Here is a 13,761-nt window from a genome sequence, read left to right on the forward strand (position 1 = left end):
CTCGTGTCAGGCCTGCAACGTCTCGAGCCTGGTGCGATGCTGGGCTGTCTGGGTGAGGGCTGACGCGAGGTGCGTGCCGTGCAGGCCGGCCCATCCGCCCGACCAGCGCACCCGGGAAGCCAGCTCCCACGTCGTCTGAGAGGGAGCTGACTCGAGCAGCTGTTCGATTTCACGAGAGCGTTCATGGTGATGAGCAAGAAGCGCCTTGCGGCGATCGCCGACGGTCGGTCTATGTTCGCCGTGACCCGGAAGCAACTGGAACTGATCGTAGATCGCGAGCTTTTCGAGTGATTCAAGGTAGCTCTGCAGCGGATCAGGAGATGCACCACCCAGCCCGATGCCGGAATTCATTTCGGAGAGAATATGATCGCCCGAGAACAGCAGTTCGCGGCGCAGCTCGACGTAGCAGCCGTGCCCGTCGGTGTGACCTGGCGTCGCCACAAGGTGCAGATCGAAGCCGGGGATCGCAAGCTGCTCGAGATCCTCGAGCATCACGTCAGGCTGCACGTCTGGGGCGTCGAGGTAGTCGAACGTCGTGATCAACTCGTTCGCGACCTCGCGCGGAACACCCCACCGCTCATACTGTGCGTGCAGCGAGATGTGCCTGACGGGCATCCGATCGCGCTCCTCACGAATGGCCTGCTGCTCGCGCGCCGGCAACGTCAGAGGCACGCCTCGTCGCTGCAGCTCGCGCGCAAACCCGAGATGGTCGGGGTGAAAGTGCGTCACGATGACAGATGTGACGTCTGCCAGCGTCGAACCGAGCGATTCCAGCGCCGTCGTCATGAACGTCATCGAGTGAGCCTCGCCCCAACCGGGATCGATCAGATGAAGCCCACCGTCATCGGCTCGCAGGAGGTACGCAGCGACGGTGGCCGGGCCAGAACCAGGAATCGGCAGATCGAGCTTCCAGACGTTTGCGGCTATGGACTGCATGAAATCTCCTTGCTTGACACAGGTCGTGCTCGCCATCATGATGGTACCAACTGACGAGTCAACTTTTTGAACGTCAGGTGAATTGAGCGAACCGACTCGCTACCAATGGAGGTAATGATGGACAAGTACGCACCCCTCTGGGAACCGCTCCAGGTCGGACCCGTAACACTCAAGAACCGAGTGGTGGTCACTCCGCACGCCCTGCAGTACGCCGAACACAATCTGATGACGCAGCAGAGCGTCGACTACTACGAGGAGCGGGCGAAGGGCGGCGCGGGCCTCATCTTCACCGAAGCGCAGGCCGTGCATCCGACCAGTGCGGGCTTGGCACCGCGCACCACGCAGGGCTGGAAGACCGAAGTCATTCCGGTGTACGAACGACTCGCGAAAGCAGTGCACAAGTACGGCGCCAAGGTGTTCGTCGACCTCTCGCACTTCGGCGTCGAAGACTACAACACCATGCATCTCGAGAGCTGGCGAGCACTCTGGAGCCCTTCGGGACTGCCGTCGACGACCTACAACGAAATCGGTCGTGCAATGACGCACGACGACATTGCCGAACTCGTCGCTGCGTTCGCTCGTACCGCTCGGAACGCTCAGGTGGCCGGCCTCGACGGGGCCGAGGTTCACGCCGCGCACGGTTACCTGCTCTGCAGCTTCTTGTCTCCCTTGACGAACATCCGTACCGATGAATACGGCGGCAGCACCCAGAACCGCTGCCGCATCGTGATCGAGTGTGCCCGCGCCGTTCGCGAGCAGTGCGGTTCTGACTTCGCTGTCGGGGTGCGCCTCTCGATGACCGAGTACGCACCGGGTGGCATCGACGCCGACGAAGGCGAGCGCATCGTGAAGATTCTCGCCAACTCGGCAATCTTCGACTACCTCAGCATCAGTGCGGGCAACGCATCGTCGTTCGATCACGTCGTTTCCCCCATGAGCATCCCCGGCACACCGCTGGTAGAACTCGCGGCCCGCGCCAAGAAAGCGGCCGGGGGTCTGCCCGTACTCACAGCCAACGGAGTCACCGAGCTGTCTGTTGCAGCCGACATCATCGCCGAAGGCAAAGCCGACCTGGTGGCGATGACCCGCGCCCACATCGCCGACCCGCACTTGGTCAACAAAGCACTGGCCGGGCGTGAAGGTGAGATTCGTCACTGCGTCGGCGCAAACCAGGGATGCATCAACCGCATGGCCAAGGGCTGGTCGTTGACATGCACGCAGAATCCTGCAGCCGGCCGCGAGAAGACACTCGGCCTCGGCACTCTCAAGCTTTCTGAGAAACCCAAGAAGGTCGTGGTGATCGGGGGCGGGCCAGCCGGCATGCGCGCGGCAGAGACCGCGGCATCCCGTGGTCACAACGTCATTCTGCTCGAAAAAGAGGACCGCCTCGGCGGCCAGATCAAGTACGCCGCACGTCTGGCGACTCGCGGTCGGTGGGCGGTCATGATCCACGACATGGAGCGCAAGCTCGAGCTGTACAACGTGGATGTGCGCACCGGCGTCGACGCGACCATCGACCTGCTGCGCGAGCTCGAGCCCGACCACGTCGTTCTGGCAACGGGATCGACGTGGCGCACGGACGGGTACTCGGTCAAGCTGGCAGGGCGGCCGGGCATCCCGGGCCTGGATCAGGTGCGCGTGCTCGACCCCATCGAAGCGATCGTCTACCCCGAACGGTGCGGTGACCGGGTGCTCATCGTCGATGACACCGGCGACTACCTGGCCCTTGGCCTGGCCGAGACTCTCGCCAAGCAGGGCAAGAGCGTCGAGGTCGTGACGGCGGGGCTGTTCGCCGGCGAGAACATTCTGTACACGCTCGACATCGGGCACCTCTACCCTCGACTTTATGCAGCAGGCGTCACCGTCACAGCGCAGCACATCATCGCGGAGGTCAACTCCGAAGGAGCAGTCGTGACACGAATCTGGGACGGCGCATCGCGCTCCACCCCTGTCGACTCGATCGTGACGGTCATGTTGCGAGACCCCGAAACGGCACTGCTCGCCTCACTCCAGGCCGAGTTCGATGTGTCGGTGGTCGGCGACGTTCTAGCACCGCGCCGAGTCGACGAGGCGATCTACGAAGGTGAGATGGCCGGCCGTGGAATCTAGCATCCGTTCGTCAGAGACAACTACCGTGCGAAGCTGGCAGGTCGGTGATGTGAAGATCACGCAGGTGATCGAAATGCCGGTCGAGGCAGGAACACTCGACGGCCTCATCGAGGAGGCCACCCCAGAAGCGGTTCAAGCCATTTCGTGGCTCTACCCCGACTACGCGAACGCAGAGGGTCAGACCCTGTGGAGCCTGCACTCCTACATCGTCGATACCGGTTCGAGTGTCATCGTCGTCGACACCTGCTGTGGCAACGGCAAGTCGGCCCCTCTCATCCCGGCGTGGGCACACCTTGACACCGCCTTTCTCGAGCGCTTCGGGCAGGCTGGATATGACCGCGAGAAGGTCGACTTCGTTCTCTCGACGCACTTGCACCTCGACCACGTCGGATGGAACACCATGGCGGAGGGCGGCGAATTCGTACCCACCTTTCCGAACGCCCGGTATGTTTACATTCAAGACGAATTCGACTACCACAAAGGCATCGCCGACGGTGCTCAGATCTCGACCGACCTGGCCGGCGCTGTGGTCTACGAGGGCGCCAACCCCGATATTCACCAGCAGACGCAGTTGGTCTTCGCCGAATCCATTCAGCCGTGCATTGATGCAGGGCTCGTCGATCTGGTGCCCACCGGTCATCCTGTCACCGAGAGTGTGCGGTATTTCTCGACGCCGGGGCACACGAAGTGGCATCACAGCGTGCTCATCGAGTCGGCTGGAGAGCGTGCATTCATCACCGGAGACTTCATTCACCATCCGGCACAGATCGCGCATCCCGCATGGAAGTCGCACGGTGACTTCGACCGCCCCTTGAGCGCTGCGCGCCGTGAGGAATTCGTCGAAGCGAACGCCGACACCGACTTGCTCATTCTCGGAACGCACTTCGCCGGCACCAGCGCCGGGCGAATCGTTCGAGACGCAGACGGCTATCGGTTGGAATCGATCTAGTGGCCGGTTCTGTCATTCAGCAGAAATTGCTGCCCACCCTGGATTTCTTTTTGTTCGAGTGGCTGGCACTTGACACCCTTCTGGAACGAGAGCGTTTTTCCGATCACTCGGGCGAGACGTGCCGAGAGTTGCTCGCCGCCGCCTCTGAGGTCGCCGCCGAAGTCTTCGAGCCGGCGAACCGCATCAGCGACCGCGAAGAACCGAGCATCGACGGCGACGGAGAGGTGGTGCTGCCCGAATCGACGCACCAGGCGTGGCACGCGTATCGCTCGCTGGGCATCATGGGCGCAAGCCACGACGACGAGCACGGCGGTCTGCAGCTCCCCCGGCTCGTCGATATGGCGGCGCGGGTCGTCTTTTCGGCCTCAGGCCCGAACGTCGCCCCGATCCTTCTCACCGAAAGCAACGCCGCACTGATTCTGCAACACGGGTCGGACGAGCAACGCAGGGTGTTCGCGCTTCCTCAGCTCGAAGCGCGCTGGTCAGGCACGATGGCCATGTCTGAATCGCAGGCCGGCTCCTCCCTCGCCGACATCCTGACTCGAGCGACCCCAGACGGCGAAGGGTTCGAGCTCGACCCCCTCGGGCCGCGTTACCGAATCATCGGCGACAAGATGTGGATCAGCGCGGCCGAGCACACTCTGACCGAGAACATCGTGCACCTCGTGCTTGCAAAAATCCCGCAACCCGATGGCATGGTCAGCGCCGACACCGCGGCACTATCGCTGTTCATCGTTCCGAAATTCATGGTCGGGCCCTCCACCGAACTGCTCGAACACAACGATGTTCGGCTCATCGGCCTCAACCACAAGCTGGGCAATCGGGGCATCCCGAACACCGCGCTCAGCTTCGGCGGCACGGCTCAGAACCCCAGGGGTGCGGTCGGCTACCTAGTGGGTGAACCGGGCCAGGGCCTCGCCCAGATGTTCCACATGATGAACGCGGCGCGTACCGAGATCGGTCTGCTCGCCGCATCCATCGGCTTCGCCGGATTCGCCGTCTCGCTCGACTACGCCAAGTGGCGTCGACAGGGCCGCCTGCGCGGCGTTACATCGGCGGAACAGGTCCCGATCATCGAGCATGCCGATGTCAAGAGGATGCTCCTCGCCCAGAAGTCGTATGCCGAGGGCGGAATCGCGCTTTCGCTGTACGTGGCGAAATTGCTCGACGATCAACAGACGGGTAGTGCCGAAGCAGCCAGTAGCGCCGGTGCCCTTCTCGACATCTTGACACCCGTGCTCAAGAGCTGGCCCAGTGAATGGTGCCTCGAAGGCAACAGCCTCGCGATTCAGGTCATGGGAGGCGTCGGATACACCCGCGACTTCCCCGTCGAACAATACTGGCGCGACCAGCGGCTGAACATGATTCACGAAGGGACACATGGCGTGCAAGCCATGGATCTCCTCGGCCGGAAGGTGAGACAGAACGGCGGGCAATCGCTCGCGGAGCTCGGCGCGAAGATCGCGCGAACCGTTCTTGCGGGAAATGAAGCCGATTTCGAGAACGAATCCGACGCCCTCGCATCTGCATGGGAAAGCGTCGTGCGGGCGGCCAATCACGCCTGGGAATCCGGAGACCCACGCGATGCCCTAGCGAACGCGACCCCGTTCTTGCAAGGATTCGGGCACGTAGTTATCGCATGGATTCATCTAGACCTGGCAATCGCGGCGAGATCATCGTCACATTCCGAGTCCGCGGGACGCCTAGCAGCCACGAACTACTTCTTCACCTACGAGTTGCCCAAAGTCAACGCCTGGCTGAACGTCGTAGAGAATCGCGAGAAACTCTGCCGCGATGTCGATGGCTGGTCGTTGTAAGTCAGAGCCGGGCCCCCGGCGAGCGCACTCACTATCTTGACAGAGTATCAAGTATTGATGAAATCAAATCATTGGTGGCGCCTTCATAGTAGTGAGGAGTATGCGAACCTGCCACGACGCGTCCGCGAAAACAGCGACAAGGTTCTGGGCGGTGGTCGTCGATGTTGTGTCCGGAGGCACCTGCGCATTACGAGAAAGTATGTCGGCCGCTCTCCGCCGAGGATGCCGACGGTGGACGCCCGGGCGGCCCCCGAATCAGCCCGCGAAGTTGTCGCCCGCAGTGCACGCTCCCCGCTCCAGCCGAAGATCGCCGCCACGAGCCGACCTCCTCCGTCTGATCACCGAACTTCACGTGACGCCAGTTAGCGTCGGCGTCGAGCACAAAGTCAACCCCGGAGTCAGCCGCGACTCGCATGAGGCGGTTGCAATTGGCCACCAGCTCCTGAGCCTGCTCCGACTGCGCGGCAGATGCCTATGAAGCGTGAACTAGCGGCAGACTGTGTGCGTCCTAACACGTTTTGTCCAAGCGAGACTTAGCGCCACGAGATACCTGATCAGAGTTACTATTGCGGACGGCGCCCGTAGCCAACCACGTATGACCGGCTCCGGGAGGAGGGCTTGCATCAGCAATAACAGTTCTGATAAGACGTAATAGTAAATATCAGCGGCGATATGGGGCGTCGCGGCCAGGTCGGCCTGCTCCTTCGTCACGCGCCTATCAAAAATCCAGTCGGATGAGTCATTCGGAAATGAGCGCATGTCATCTTGCACGGTGTTCTATCGTTGGCCTCAGTGTGCGTAAGGGACCGAGGAGCGGCGGCTGCTCAGCGTTTCACTGCGTAGGGAGGTTTGGAGAGGCCTTCGGTCGTTGCTTCTGACGTGTCATGACCGATCTTTACAACCTGATTGGCCACGTCCACGTGCACGATACGGGGAAGGTACGAGCGCGCTTCGGCGTCGGCCATCGCTGCGTACGTGATAATGATGATCAGGTCTCCTTGGTGAACCAGTCGCGCGGCTGCACCGTTTACGCCGATGACACCGCTGCCGCTTTCACCCTCGATTACATAGGTCTCGAATCGACTGCCGTTGTTGATGTCAACGACGGAAACCATTTCACCGGGAAGAATGTCTGCTGCAGTGAGAAGCGCAGAGTCGACTGTGAGCGAGCCGACGTAGTTCAGATCTGAGTGGGAGACCGTCGCCCGGTGGATTTTCGATTTGAGCATGGTGCGAATCACACGTTGATCGTAGCTCAGAGTCGATCGAGATCCGGCACCCACTGACGGATGGTCAAGCCCCGCGCGATTACACACCAGTTCTAGGCGGACCCATTGTCTCCGTGAAATTCGGGACAGGAAAGCCCGGCCCCATTGCGACTTGATGGAGCGAGTTGCAACCAGCCAACCTTTCGCGAGCTCACCTGTTAGTCGCTCTTGACGTATGGTCCGTTATCAGCGCGATTTGGCCAGGCAGGGGACAGCCCGATACCCGCGATTATGTCAACAAGCTTGTCCGGTACCCGTCGCAGACGCCATCGAAACTACGATTCTCACGCCCCCCTCATGCGACCCGCAGGGTCGCAGCTACGACTGTTGAGTGCGCTATCGGCCAAGCTGCTTTGCTACTCCGGTTGAGTTGTACCGAAAACGCGCCATTTCGGTGGTCACCTCGTACTGCTGCGATATCTCGTCCACGGTTGCCTGACGACGTGCCGCGCTCAGCAGGAGCGGACGCGGGAGGAGGAGGGCCCCTCCAAAAGCAGTCGCTTCCTCTTCTTCTTCCGGTTTGCAGGTGCGGAATGGCATGCCGTCAATCTCACGGATCTCGGAAAGGACGTGCTTGAGCATTACATGGGCCAGTTCGTGGGCGATGTCGCTGTTTTGGCGGCCGATCATCCTCAATGGATTGACGACGATGATCGACCGATCCTCGATCTCGAAGGTAGCAGCGGAGAACGCGAAGGCCTGGAGGCGCTCGAGTTCTTCGAGGTCTGCGATGTCCACAAGATCGGAAGCGTCGACCACAGCAATACTCAGGTGTTTTGCAAGCTGCCGTGGGTCGAGGCGATCATGTGGGGCTAGATCGAGTTCTTTGCGAACGCGGGCTGCTTCCCTTTCAGCTTCTGCCTTGAACCCGCGCCTGAGAGTCACAGCTCCCCGGCCGCGACACGCTCAGCCAGCTTGTCGTGCATTGCACCCAGCATCGAGTTCAGGCGGTGCGGGACCCCAGGGCGAAGAGCAGACGCAGCTCGCAGGTGGCATGCAACCACGGGTCGTTGTGTGGGGGCTTTGGCGAGGACGTCATACATGTTCTTCAGTACGCTGGCGATTTTTGACGCTGCGTCAGCTTCGAGACGAGGATCGGCGGAGAGATGGGCGATGACCTCGTCCATAGGCGTGACCCGACGCTCTGCAATTGGCATGAAGAACTGGGCGGGAGATACCCCCAGCCAGCCGCATATGAGAGTGAAGGACGTCAAGTCGGGCTGGGCTCCTGCTTCCACGCGCGTAAGCGTGCTGAAGCTGACACCCACCTCAGCGGCTGCCTGTCGGAGGGACAAAGTTCCGCGTCGCTCTCGCAGTATGGTGCCCAACTGGGCGAGGTCGATCTGTTCTGCGCCCGAGGCGTCTGAGGAGCCGGTCACGCCGTCCTCGGTGACGTCGCTGACGAATAAGGGATCCGTTGCATGTTTCGAGAATAACGCCCAAATGAAGCACGAGTGACACGACACGTCAAATCACCCGATCGCCAGTGACGCTTTGCTGATACAGTAATCACCACAGCGCACCTTCAATCGGATCGTGCACTTCCCACAGAGAGGCAACACCATGACCGTTGAAGCCCTTGGAGAGAAAACCAAGACAGCGACGATAATCGTCAACACTCGGGCGCAGCATTGGTCCGAGAAGAAGATCACATTCGAGCAGGTCGTCGAGCTCGCTTTCCCGGGGCAGCCTTACGATTCGGCCGGTACGACTGTCGAGTACAGTCGCGGACACGGCGCCGACCACGCTCTGCGTCCGGGCAAGAACGTCGAAGTGAAGGACGGGATGGTCTTCGATGTCGAACCTGCCAACCGGTCCTGACAGTTCGATCGCCCGGCTCGTCGCTGACGGTTACGACCTGGTGCTCCGAAGTGGGCACCTCATCATCCGCCGCCTCCCGTACCTGGCGCCGTCTGGGCTACGCCGTGACGGCCAGCTGGTACTGCCGGTGACCATTCTCGAAGGCGTACTCACCGACGCGACCGACCACCGGATCTGGTTCGACGGCGAGGAGCCTCGCGACGAAAACGGCGGACCACTTGCGACCCTGGACCCACATGATTTTGGTGTAGGGGAACGCGCCGAGTTCATGATGTCCTTCAAGCCGCCGAGCGGCGCCTATGCAGGTTTGCATGACAAGATCCGGCAGTACGCACACATCCTGCGGAACCCCGCCTGGCAGATCGACCCAACCGTCGCCGACATCACGGACGGTTCCTACCAGGTCGTGCCGGATGACCTCCCGCTCGTTTACCCTGACACGAACACAACCCGTGCCGGACTGATTACGCTCAACAACCTCTTTAGGGGCCACACCATCGCGATCGTCGGCGTCGGCGGCACGGGCAGCTACATCCTCGATCAAGCCGCCAAGACCTGGGTCGACCGGATCATCCTCATCGACGGCGATAGATTAGAAACTCACAACGCCTACCGCGCCCCTGGTGCCGTGGCCATCGAGGTCTTGGCCGCTCAGCCAAATAAGGCCGAGTACTTTGCCGCCGAGTACGGACGCATGCACACCGGCATTACCGCGCACCCCGTCGCCCTCGCAGAGGGGAACCTGCATCTTCTAGAAGGAGCAACATTCGTGTTTCTAGCGGCCGCCGACGCGGAGGCTCGACCCGCGATCATGCGGTGGCTTCGCGACCGCGGTGTGCCATTCATCGATGTCGGCATGAGTTTCAGAGAAGGCGAGCACGGTCTCACCGGCATAGCGAAGGTCTCGGCCTACCTACCCGGGGAGGACTCGCCCCTGCCGACCGCTCCGGCCATTCCGCCAGGCGAAGACGACTACAGCAGCAACATCCAGCTAGCGGAACTGAACGCCCTAAACGCGATTCTCGCCGTCATTCGGTGGAAACGGTACCTCGGATTCCATGCAACCCACGCAGCTTCGAACCTCACCATCTACAAGCTCTTCTCGAACGAGATTCGAAACGGCGACCTTGAATGACCGAGATTGATCACTACATTGCAAACTTCGTGGAGTCGTTCCCAACGCCAATGGAGCCAGGCGTACTTTACGTTTCCACGGACTACTCGACCGCAGGGCATATCTGTCCGAGTGGCTGCGGGCGCGAAGTGGTAACGAAGTTGTCTCCGGCCCGGTGGCGGGTCATCTTCGACGGCGAGGTGTCACTCAAACCGTCAGTTGGCGCGACAGGCCTTCCGTGCAACTCCCATTACTTCATAACCCGAGGTGAAGTTGACTGGCAAGACCCGTTGGACGCCGCGAACGCAGTGAAGGCGCAGGCGACCGACCGCCGCGCGCTCACCAATTACCGAGCACAAACAACACCTTTGCCAATGCGGCCGAACTGGTGGACGCGACTCTGGCGCCGAGTGGGCTGACCGAATCGCACCCTCGCCTTAGGTTTGCGCGCGAGGAACACTGCCCGTAGACAGGCGCGGCTACGCTACCAGGTGACGAGTGCGGCGTGCGGCGGCCTTGGGTAGGCCATCGCCGTTGTCTCGAGCGGGCTCTCGTCATTGATTCATTCCGCTTTGCGTGCGGGTGCGTTCGCACAGGCCAGACAAACCCGCCAACCGGAGCGGGTGAGGGGCTGGCCGCTGCTGCTCGGCCCGCCCCGCGTAGTGTTACTCGGGGTCCATCTCCGAGGCTTCCTCACTCATCTCGGGGGCGGGGTGGCTTGCTGCGATCCGCTCCACAGCACTGAGATGGTGTCTCCACTTCTCGATCAGCAGCGGGTACGCCTCATTCGAACTATTCGGGGTGTGCCATGACTCTGGGGCGGCCCGGTTCTTCCGCGCCGACAAAGCAACCGCAAGGCTCACGTACCCGAAGCAGATACCCATTACATGTGTCTGAACAGACTCCAAGCTAATCCCCGTTACCGAAGTAACAAACGTTTGGCTCGCCAACCAATGCCGTCCCTCGATCCATCGTTCGCAGATTCATCATTAAGCCCACCGAACGGGCACCGAGTTGCATAGGGCTAGTCACCCATGTATTCGCGTCGAAGGCGTTCCTCGGCACGCTCCCTCTGCGCTCGGAGCTCGCTATCTAGGACCTTCTGCGGACGTAGATCAAGACGGGACTGCTGAGGGACGGTCCTATAGATGTCAAGTGGCGGTGAGGTCGGTTTTTAAGTCGTTGAAGATCTCTCTGGCGACGAAGCGTTTCAGGCATCGCATGACGTCTTTCTTGGATAGTCCCTCCGCTCGGCGGCGCTCCATGTAGGTGATGGTTCTGGCGTCGTAGCGGAGTCGGAGTACGACGATGAGATGCAGTGCACGGTTCGCTTGTCGGTCGCCCCCGCGGTGAAGTCTCATCCGGCTGGTCTTGCCCGAAGACACTGGGACAGGTGCGACGCCGCAGAGTCGTGCGAATGCTGCCTCGCTGCCGAGTCGTGAAGCGTTCTGGCCTGCGGTGACCAAGAACTGTGCAGCATGGCTGACCCCGATGCCCTGGCGTGAAAGCAGCGTCGGAGCGGTTCGGGTGACGAGCTCTTCGAGCGCGCAATCAATCTCACCGATTTCATGCTCGAGCTCTATTACACGCCGGGCCAAACACCGGAGCGTGAATTTTGCCGCCTGGTATGGGTCATCGAGGTTTGAACGGTCTGGTCGTAGGGCAGCGCATTGAGTGGCCTTGCCCCTGCCCGTCGCGGCGGTAATACGTTCCCGAAGGTCGCTGGGTGCTGTCACGAGGACGTCTTGGAGTTGCACTAGGCACGCGGTTCGCGCTTTGACTGCGGATGATTTTGCAACGGTAAGGAGTCGGATTGACTCGACGGTGCCCGTTGTGTCCTTGGGTATCGCTACTGCTTCGCCAGCGAGCACTTTTCTTGCGGCAGCTTCCGCATCGATCGCGTCGTCTTTACCCTTGCGTGAGCGGGTGTGAGGGTGGGGCGTGTTCACTTCCATCACGTCGATTCCGGCGGTGCGGAGTGACCGGGTGAGGCCGGCGGCGTACGTGCCAGTGGACTCAACACCGATCCTGTCGACAAGGCCGAAACGGGTTGACCAGCTCAGGAGCTCGCGGTACCCAAGCTCAGTGGTAGAAAATTTCCGGTCAGCCAGCCTGATGCCGGTGGAATCGAGTACGACAGCATGGTGTGTGTCCTTGTGCGCGTCGACTCCAACGATGATCGTGGGTTGCGGGGCAGGGAGTGTGGCAGTCATTCTGGGATGGTCTCCTTCACGCGATGGTGCTGGATGACCGAACCGGACCGGGCGGACACAACAGTGACGGGGCACGATGGTTTGACAGACAGGGTCCTATGAAGTCACATCCCCGCCCGGTTCGGCCTTCCAAACTCTGACGAAGAGTGCTCCGGTGAAGTCGACGAGTCCTTCACAGGACAACCTCGTCGTAATGTCAAGGCGTCGGTTTGGTTGTAAGTCAAACTCCGCCAGAGCACCCACAACCATCTTCACTGTTTGGTTGACTCGGTGACGTGCCCCATGGTTTGGTTACCTGAAATGGTGTGAGGATCGGGCCTTCTCTGAGAGGCTTCGTCCATGCCACGACCATTCCCTGTCGAGTTCAGAATGCGCGCTGTCGCGCTCGTCCGAGCCGGCAAACCCGTCACGACCGCCGCGAACGAGCTCGGCGTCAGCGCCGCAGCGATCCATAAGTGGGTGAGCCAGGATCAGATCGATCGAGGCGAGCGGCTCGGCGTCACCACCCCGGAAAGCATCGAGCTGGCCAAAGCGAAGAAACGGATCCGTCAACTCGAAACTGAGATCGAAATCCTGAAGGCAGCAGCGAAATTCCTCGGGGAGGATCGGCCGCACCCAAAAGGATTCACCCGGTGATCGACGCGCTCGTCGCGGCCGGCTACCGGGCCAAAGTCTGTTGCCGACTTCTCGGCGTCAGTAGCCCTGGCTACTACCGATATCGGCACCGTCCGTTGTCCCCGACTCAGATGCGCCGGCAGGGGCTCACCGGGCTGATCCGTGAGGTCCACACGGCATCACGGCAAACGTACGGCTCCCGGCGCGTGCACGCCGAGCTGACGCTAGGCATGCACATCCAGGTCAGCGAACGCCTCGTCGCCGTGCTGATGTCTAACGCTCAGATCCTTGGATTACCGGGGCCCGCGAAGGTGAAACGGCTCCATGGCGTCGCGACCGCCGACGATCTCGTGCACCGCAAGTTTCATCGCTTGTCACCGAACGAGCTGTGGGTCGCGGACATCGAGCGCCACGAGGCGTTCTTGAACCTTGCGGTGGTGAAAGGACACCGCTTCGCGCCTGTCGCAGCAGGCGTAAATAGCTGAAGGACGATCGGCTGTGTCGGCTTGGGCATGGCTGGTGGAGCAGTCCTTGACAACGACGAGTCGTATCAGCACTGCCAGATGGTGCGGGCTCGGCTAGCGAGACGGAGAGGCATACGTATAGGAACCAGTGGCCGAAAGCCCCTCAATTCAGCCCACCAACTCGAAACCTGGCGGATTTGGGTTGGGTCGCATCGCGCACCCGTGCAGCCTCGGCTGGGCGGGGAACTCTTGGATCGGGTGATGTCGCCGATCGGGAGGCCACGGTGAAAGCCTGCGGCGTAGCCGTGGCGATGATGCTGGGGCATAACTGGGTGCCGATCCCGTCGAATGGTTCAAGAGCGAACGTGGGAACCACTCCGGCTTCGCCGGTCGCTTGCCGCTGCCAGCGATACGCGATCCGGCTGGACACATGGCCTGTTGATCGGGCCGGGGTG

The 13,761-nt window shown here is 61.3% G+C and carries 11 protein-coding genes and 1 pseudogene; 7 read left to right on the forward strand and 5 right to left on the reverse strand.

Features of this window, described 5'->3' with window-relative positions; genetic code table 11:
- Positions 1-6 precede the first annotated feature (6 nt).
- Positions 7-936 (reverse strand): MBL fold metallo-hydrolase, encoded by a 930-nt coding sequence (locus JOE66_RS12620; protein ID WP_205109947.1) that lies wholly within the window; start codon positions 934-936, stop codon positions 7-9.
- Between the two features lie 117 nt (positions 937-1,053).
- Here JOE66_RS12620 and JOE66_RS12625 point away from each other — a divergent pair, with 117 nt between their 5' ends.
- From JOE66_RS12625 to JOE66_RS12635, 3 genes are read left to right on the forward strand one after another with little or no spacing between them, the layout of a single operon-like run.
- Positions 1,054-3,045, forward strand: coding sequence for an oxidoreductase (locus JOE66_RS12625; RefSeq protein WP_205109949.1), 1,992 nt, complete (start codon positions 1,054-1,056; stop codon positions 3,043-3,045).
- Between the two features lie 25 nt (positions 3,046-3,070).
- Complete coding sequence (locus tag JOE66_RS12630; protein ID WP_205109951.1) at positions 3,071-3,994, forward strand: MBL fold metallo-hydrolase; 924 nt, start codon at positions 3,071-3,073, stop codon at positions 3,992-3,994.
- Positions 3,994-5,811, forward strand: coding sequence for an acyl-CoA dehydrogenase family protein (locus JOE66_RS12635; RefSeq protein WP_205109953.1), 1,818 nt, complete (start codon positions 3,994-3,996; stop codon positions 5,809-5,811). Before JOE66_RS12630 ends, JOE66_RS12635 begins: the two co-directional genes overlap by 1 nt.
- 824 nt (positions 5,812-6,635) lie before the next feature.
- On the opposite strand, the gene panD is transcribed toward JOE66_RS12635, so the two are convergent.
- From panD to JOE66_RS12650, 3 genes are all read right to left on the reverse strand, one after another.
- A complete protein-coding gene (gene panD, locus JOE66_RS12640) occupies positions 6,636-7,052 on the reverse strand; it encodes an aspartate 1-decarboxylase (RefSeq protein WP_205109954.1) in 417 nt (138 codons plus the stop codon).
- A 363-nt stretch (positions 7,053-7,415) separates the two neighbouring features.
- A complete protein-coding gene (locus JOE66_RS12645; RefSeq protein ID WP_205109955.1) occupies positions 7,416-7,964 on the reverse strand; it encodes an ImmA/IrrE family metallo-endopeptidase in 549 nt (182 codons plus the stop codon).
- On the reverse strand, positions 7,961-8,545 hold the full coding sequence (locus tag JOE66_RS12650) for a helix-turn-helix domain-containing protein (RefSeq protein ID WP_307827189.1): 585 nt from the start codon (positions 8,543-8,545) through the stop codon (positions 7,961-7,963). Before JOE66_RS12650 ends, JOE66_RS12645 begins: the two co-directional genes overlap by 4 nt.
- Before the next feature lie 97 nt (positions 8,546-8,642).
- Here JOE66_RS12650 and JOE66_RS12655 point away from each other — a divergent pair, with 97 nt between their 5' ends.
- From JOE66_RS12655 to JOE66_RS17830, 3 genes are read left to right on the forward strand one after another with little or no spacing between them, the layout of a single operon-like run.
- Complete coding sequence (locus tag JOE66_RS12655) at positions 8,643-8,900, forward strand: multiubiquitin domain-containing protein (RefSeq protein ID WP_205109957.1); 258 nt, start codon at positions 8,643-8,645, stop codon at positions 8,898-8,900.
- Positions 8,875-10,035 carry a ThiF family adenylyltransferase gene (locus JOE66_RS12660; protein WP_307827190.1) on the forward strand — a complete coding sequence of 387 codons (1,161 nt, stop codon included), beginning with the start codon at positions 8,875-8,877 and terminating at the stop codon, positions 10,033-10,035. Before JOE66_RS12655 ends, JOE66_RS12660 begins: the two co-directional genes overlap by 26 nt.
- Positions 10,032-10,433, forward strand: a complete 402-nt coding sequence (locus JOE66_RS17830) for a ubiquitination-like system serine protease family protein (protein ID WP_386259629.1) — start codon at positions 10,032-10,034, stop codon at positions 10,431-10,433. Before JOE66_RS12660 ends, JOE66_RS17830 begins: the two co-directional genes overlap by 4 nt.
- Positions 10,434-11,165: 732 nt before the next feature.
- Here the strand turns inward: JOE66_RS17830 and JOE66_RS12665 are convergent.
- Positions 11,166-12,227: an IS110 family RNA-guided transposase gene (locus tag JOE66_RS12665; RefSeq protein ID WP_205109960.1), complete on the reverse strand. Its 1,062-nt coding sequence runs from the start codon at positions 12,225-12,227 to the stop codon at positions 11,166-11,168.
- Positions 12,228-12,566: 339 nt separating this feature from the next.
- Here JOE66_RS12665 and JOE66_RS17305 point away from each other — a divergent pair.
- Positions 12,567-13,255 (forward strand): annotated as a pseudogene (locus JOE66_RS17305) (IS3 family transposase); the annotation flags it as partial.
- Positions 13,256-13,761 lie beyond the last annotated feature (506 nt).

It is taken from the genome of Subtercola frigoramans (assembly GCF_016907385.1).
In the GTDB taxonomy this organism is placed as follows: domain Bacteria; phylum Actinomycetota; class Actinomycetes; order Actinomycetales; family Microbacteriaceae; genus Subtercola; species Subtercola frigoramans.

Bases quoted from the DNA above. Each gene is read 5' to 3' on its own strand.
- JOE66_RS12620 (WP_205109947.1), bottom strand. From the start codon at position 936: ATGCAGTCCATAGCCGCAAACGTCTGGAAGCTCGATCTGCCGATTCCT.
- JOE66_RS17830 (WP_386259629.1), top strand. From the start codon at position 10,032: ATGACCGAGATTGATCACTACATTGCAAACTTCGTGGAGTCGTTCCCA.
- JOE66_RS12665 (WP_205109960.1), bottom strand. From the start codon at position 12,227: ATGACTGCCACACTCCCTGCCCCGCAACCCACGATCATCGTTGGAGTC.
- JOE66_RS12625 (WP_205109949.1), top strand. From the start codon at position 1,054: ATGGACAAGTACGCACCCCTCTGGGAACCGCTCCAGGTCGGACCCGTA.
- JOE66_RS12660 (WP_307827190.1), top strand. From the start codon at position 8,875: ATGTCGAACCTGCCAACCGGTCCTGACAGTTCGATCGCCCGGCTCGTC.
- JOE66_RS12655 (WP_205109957.1), top strand. From the start codon at position 8,643: ATGACCGTTGAAGCCCTTGGAGAGAAAACCAAGACAGCGACGATAATC.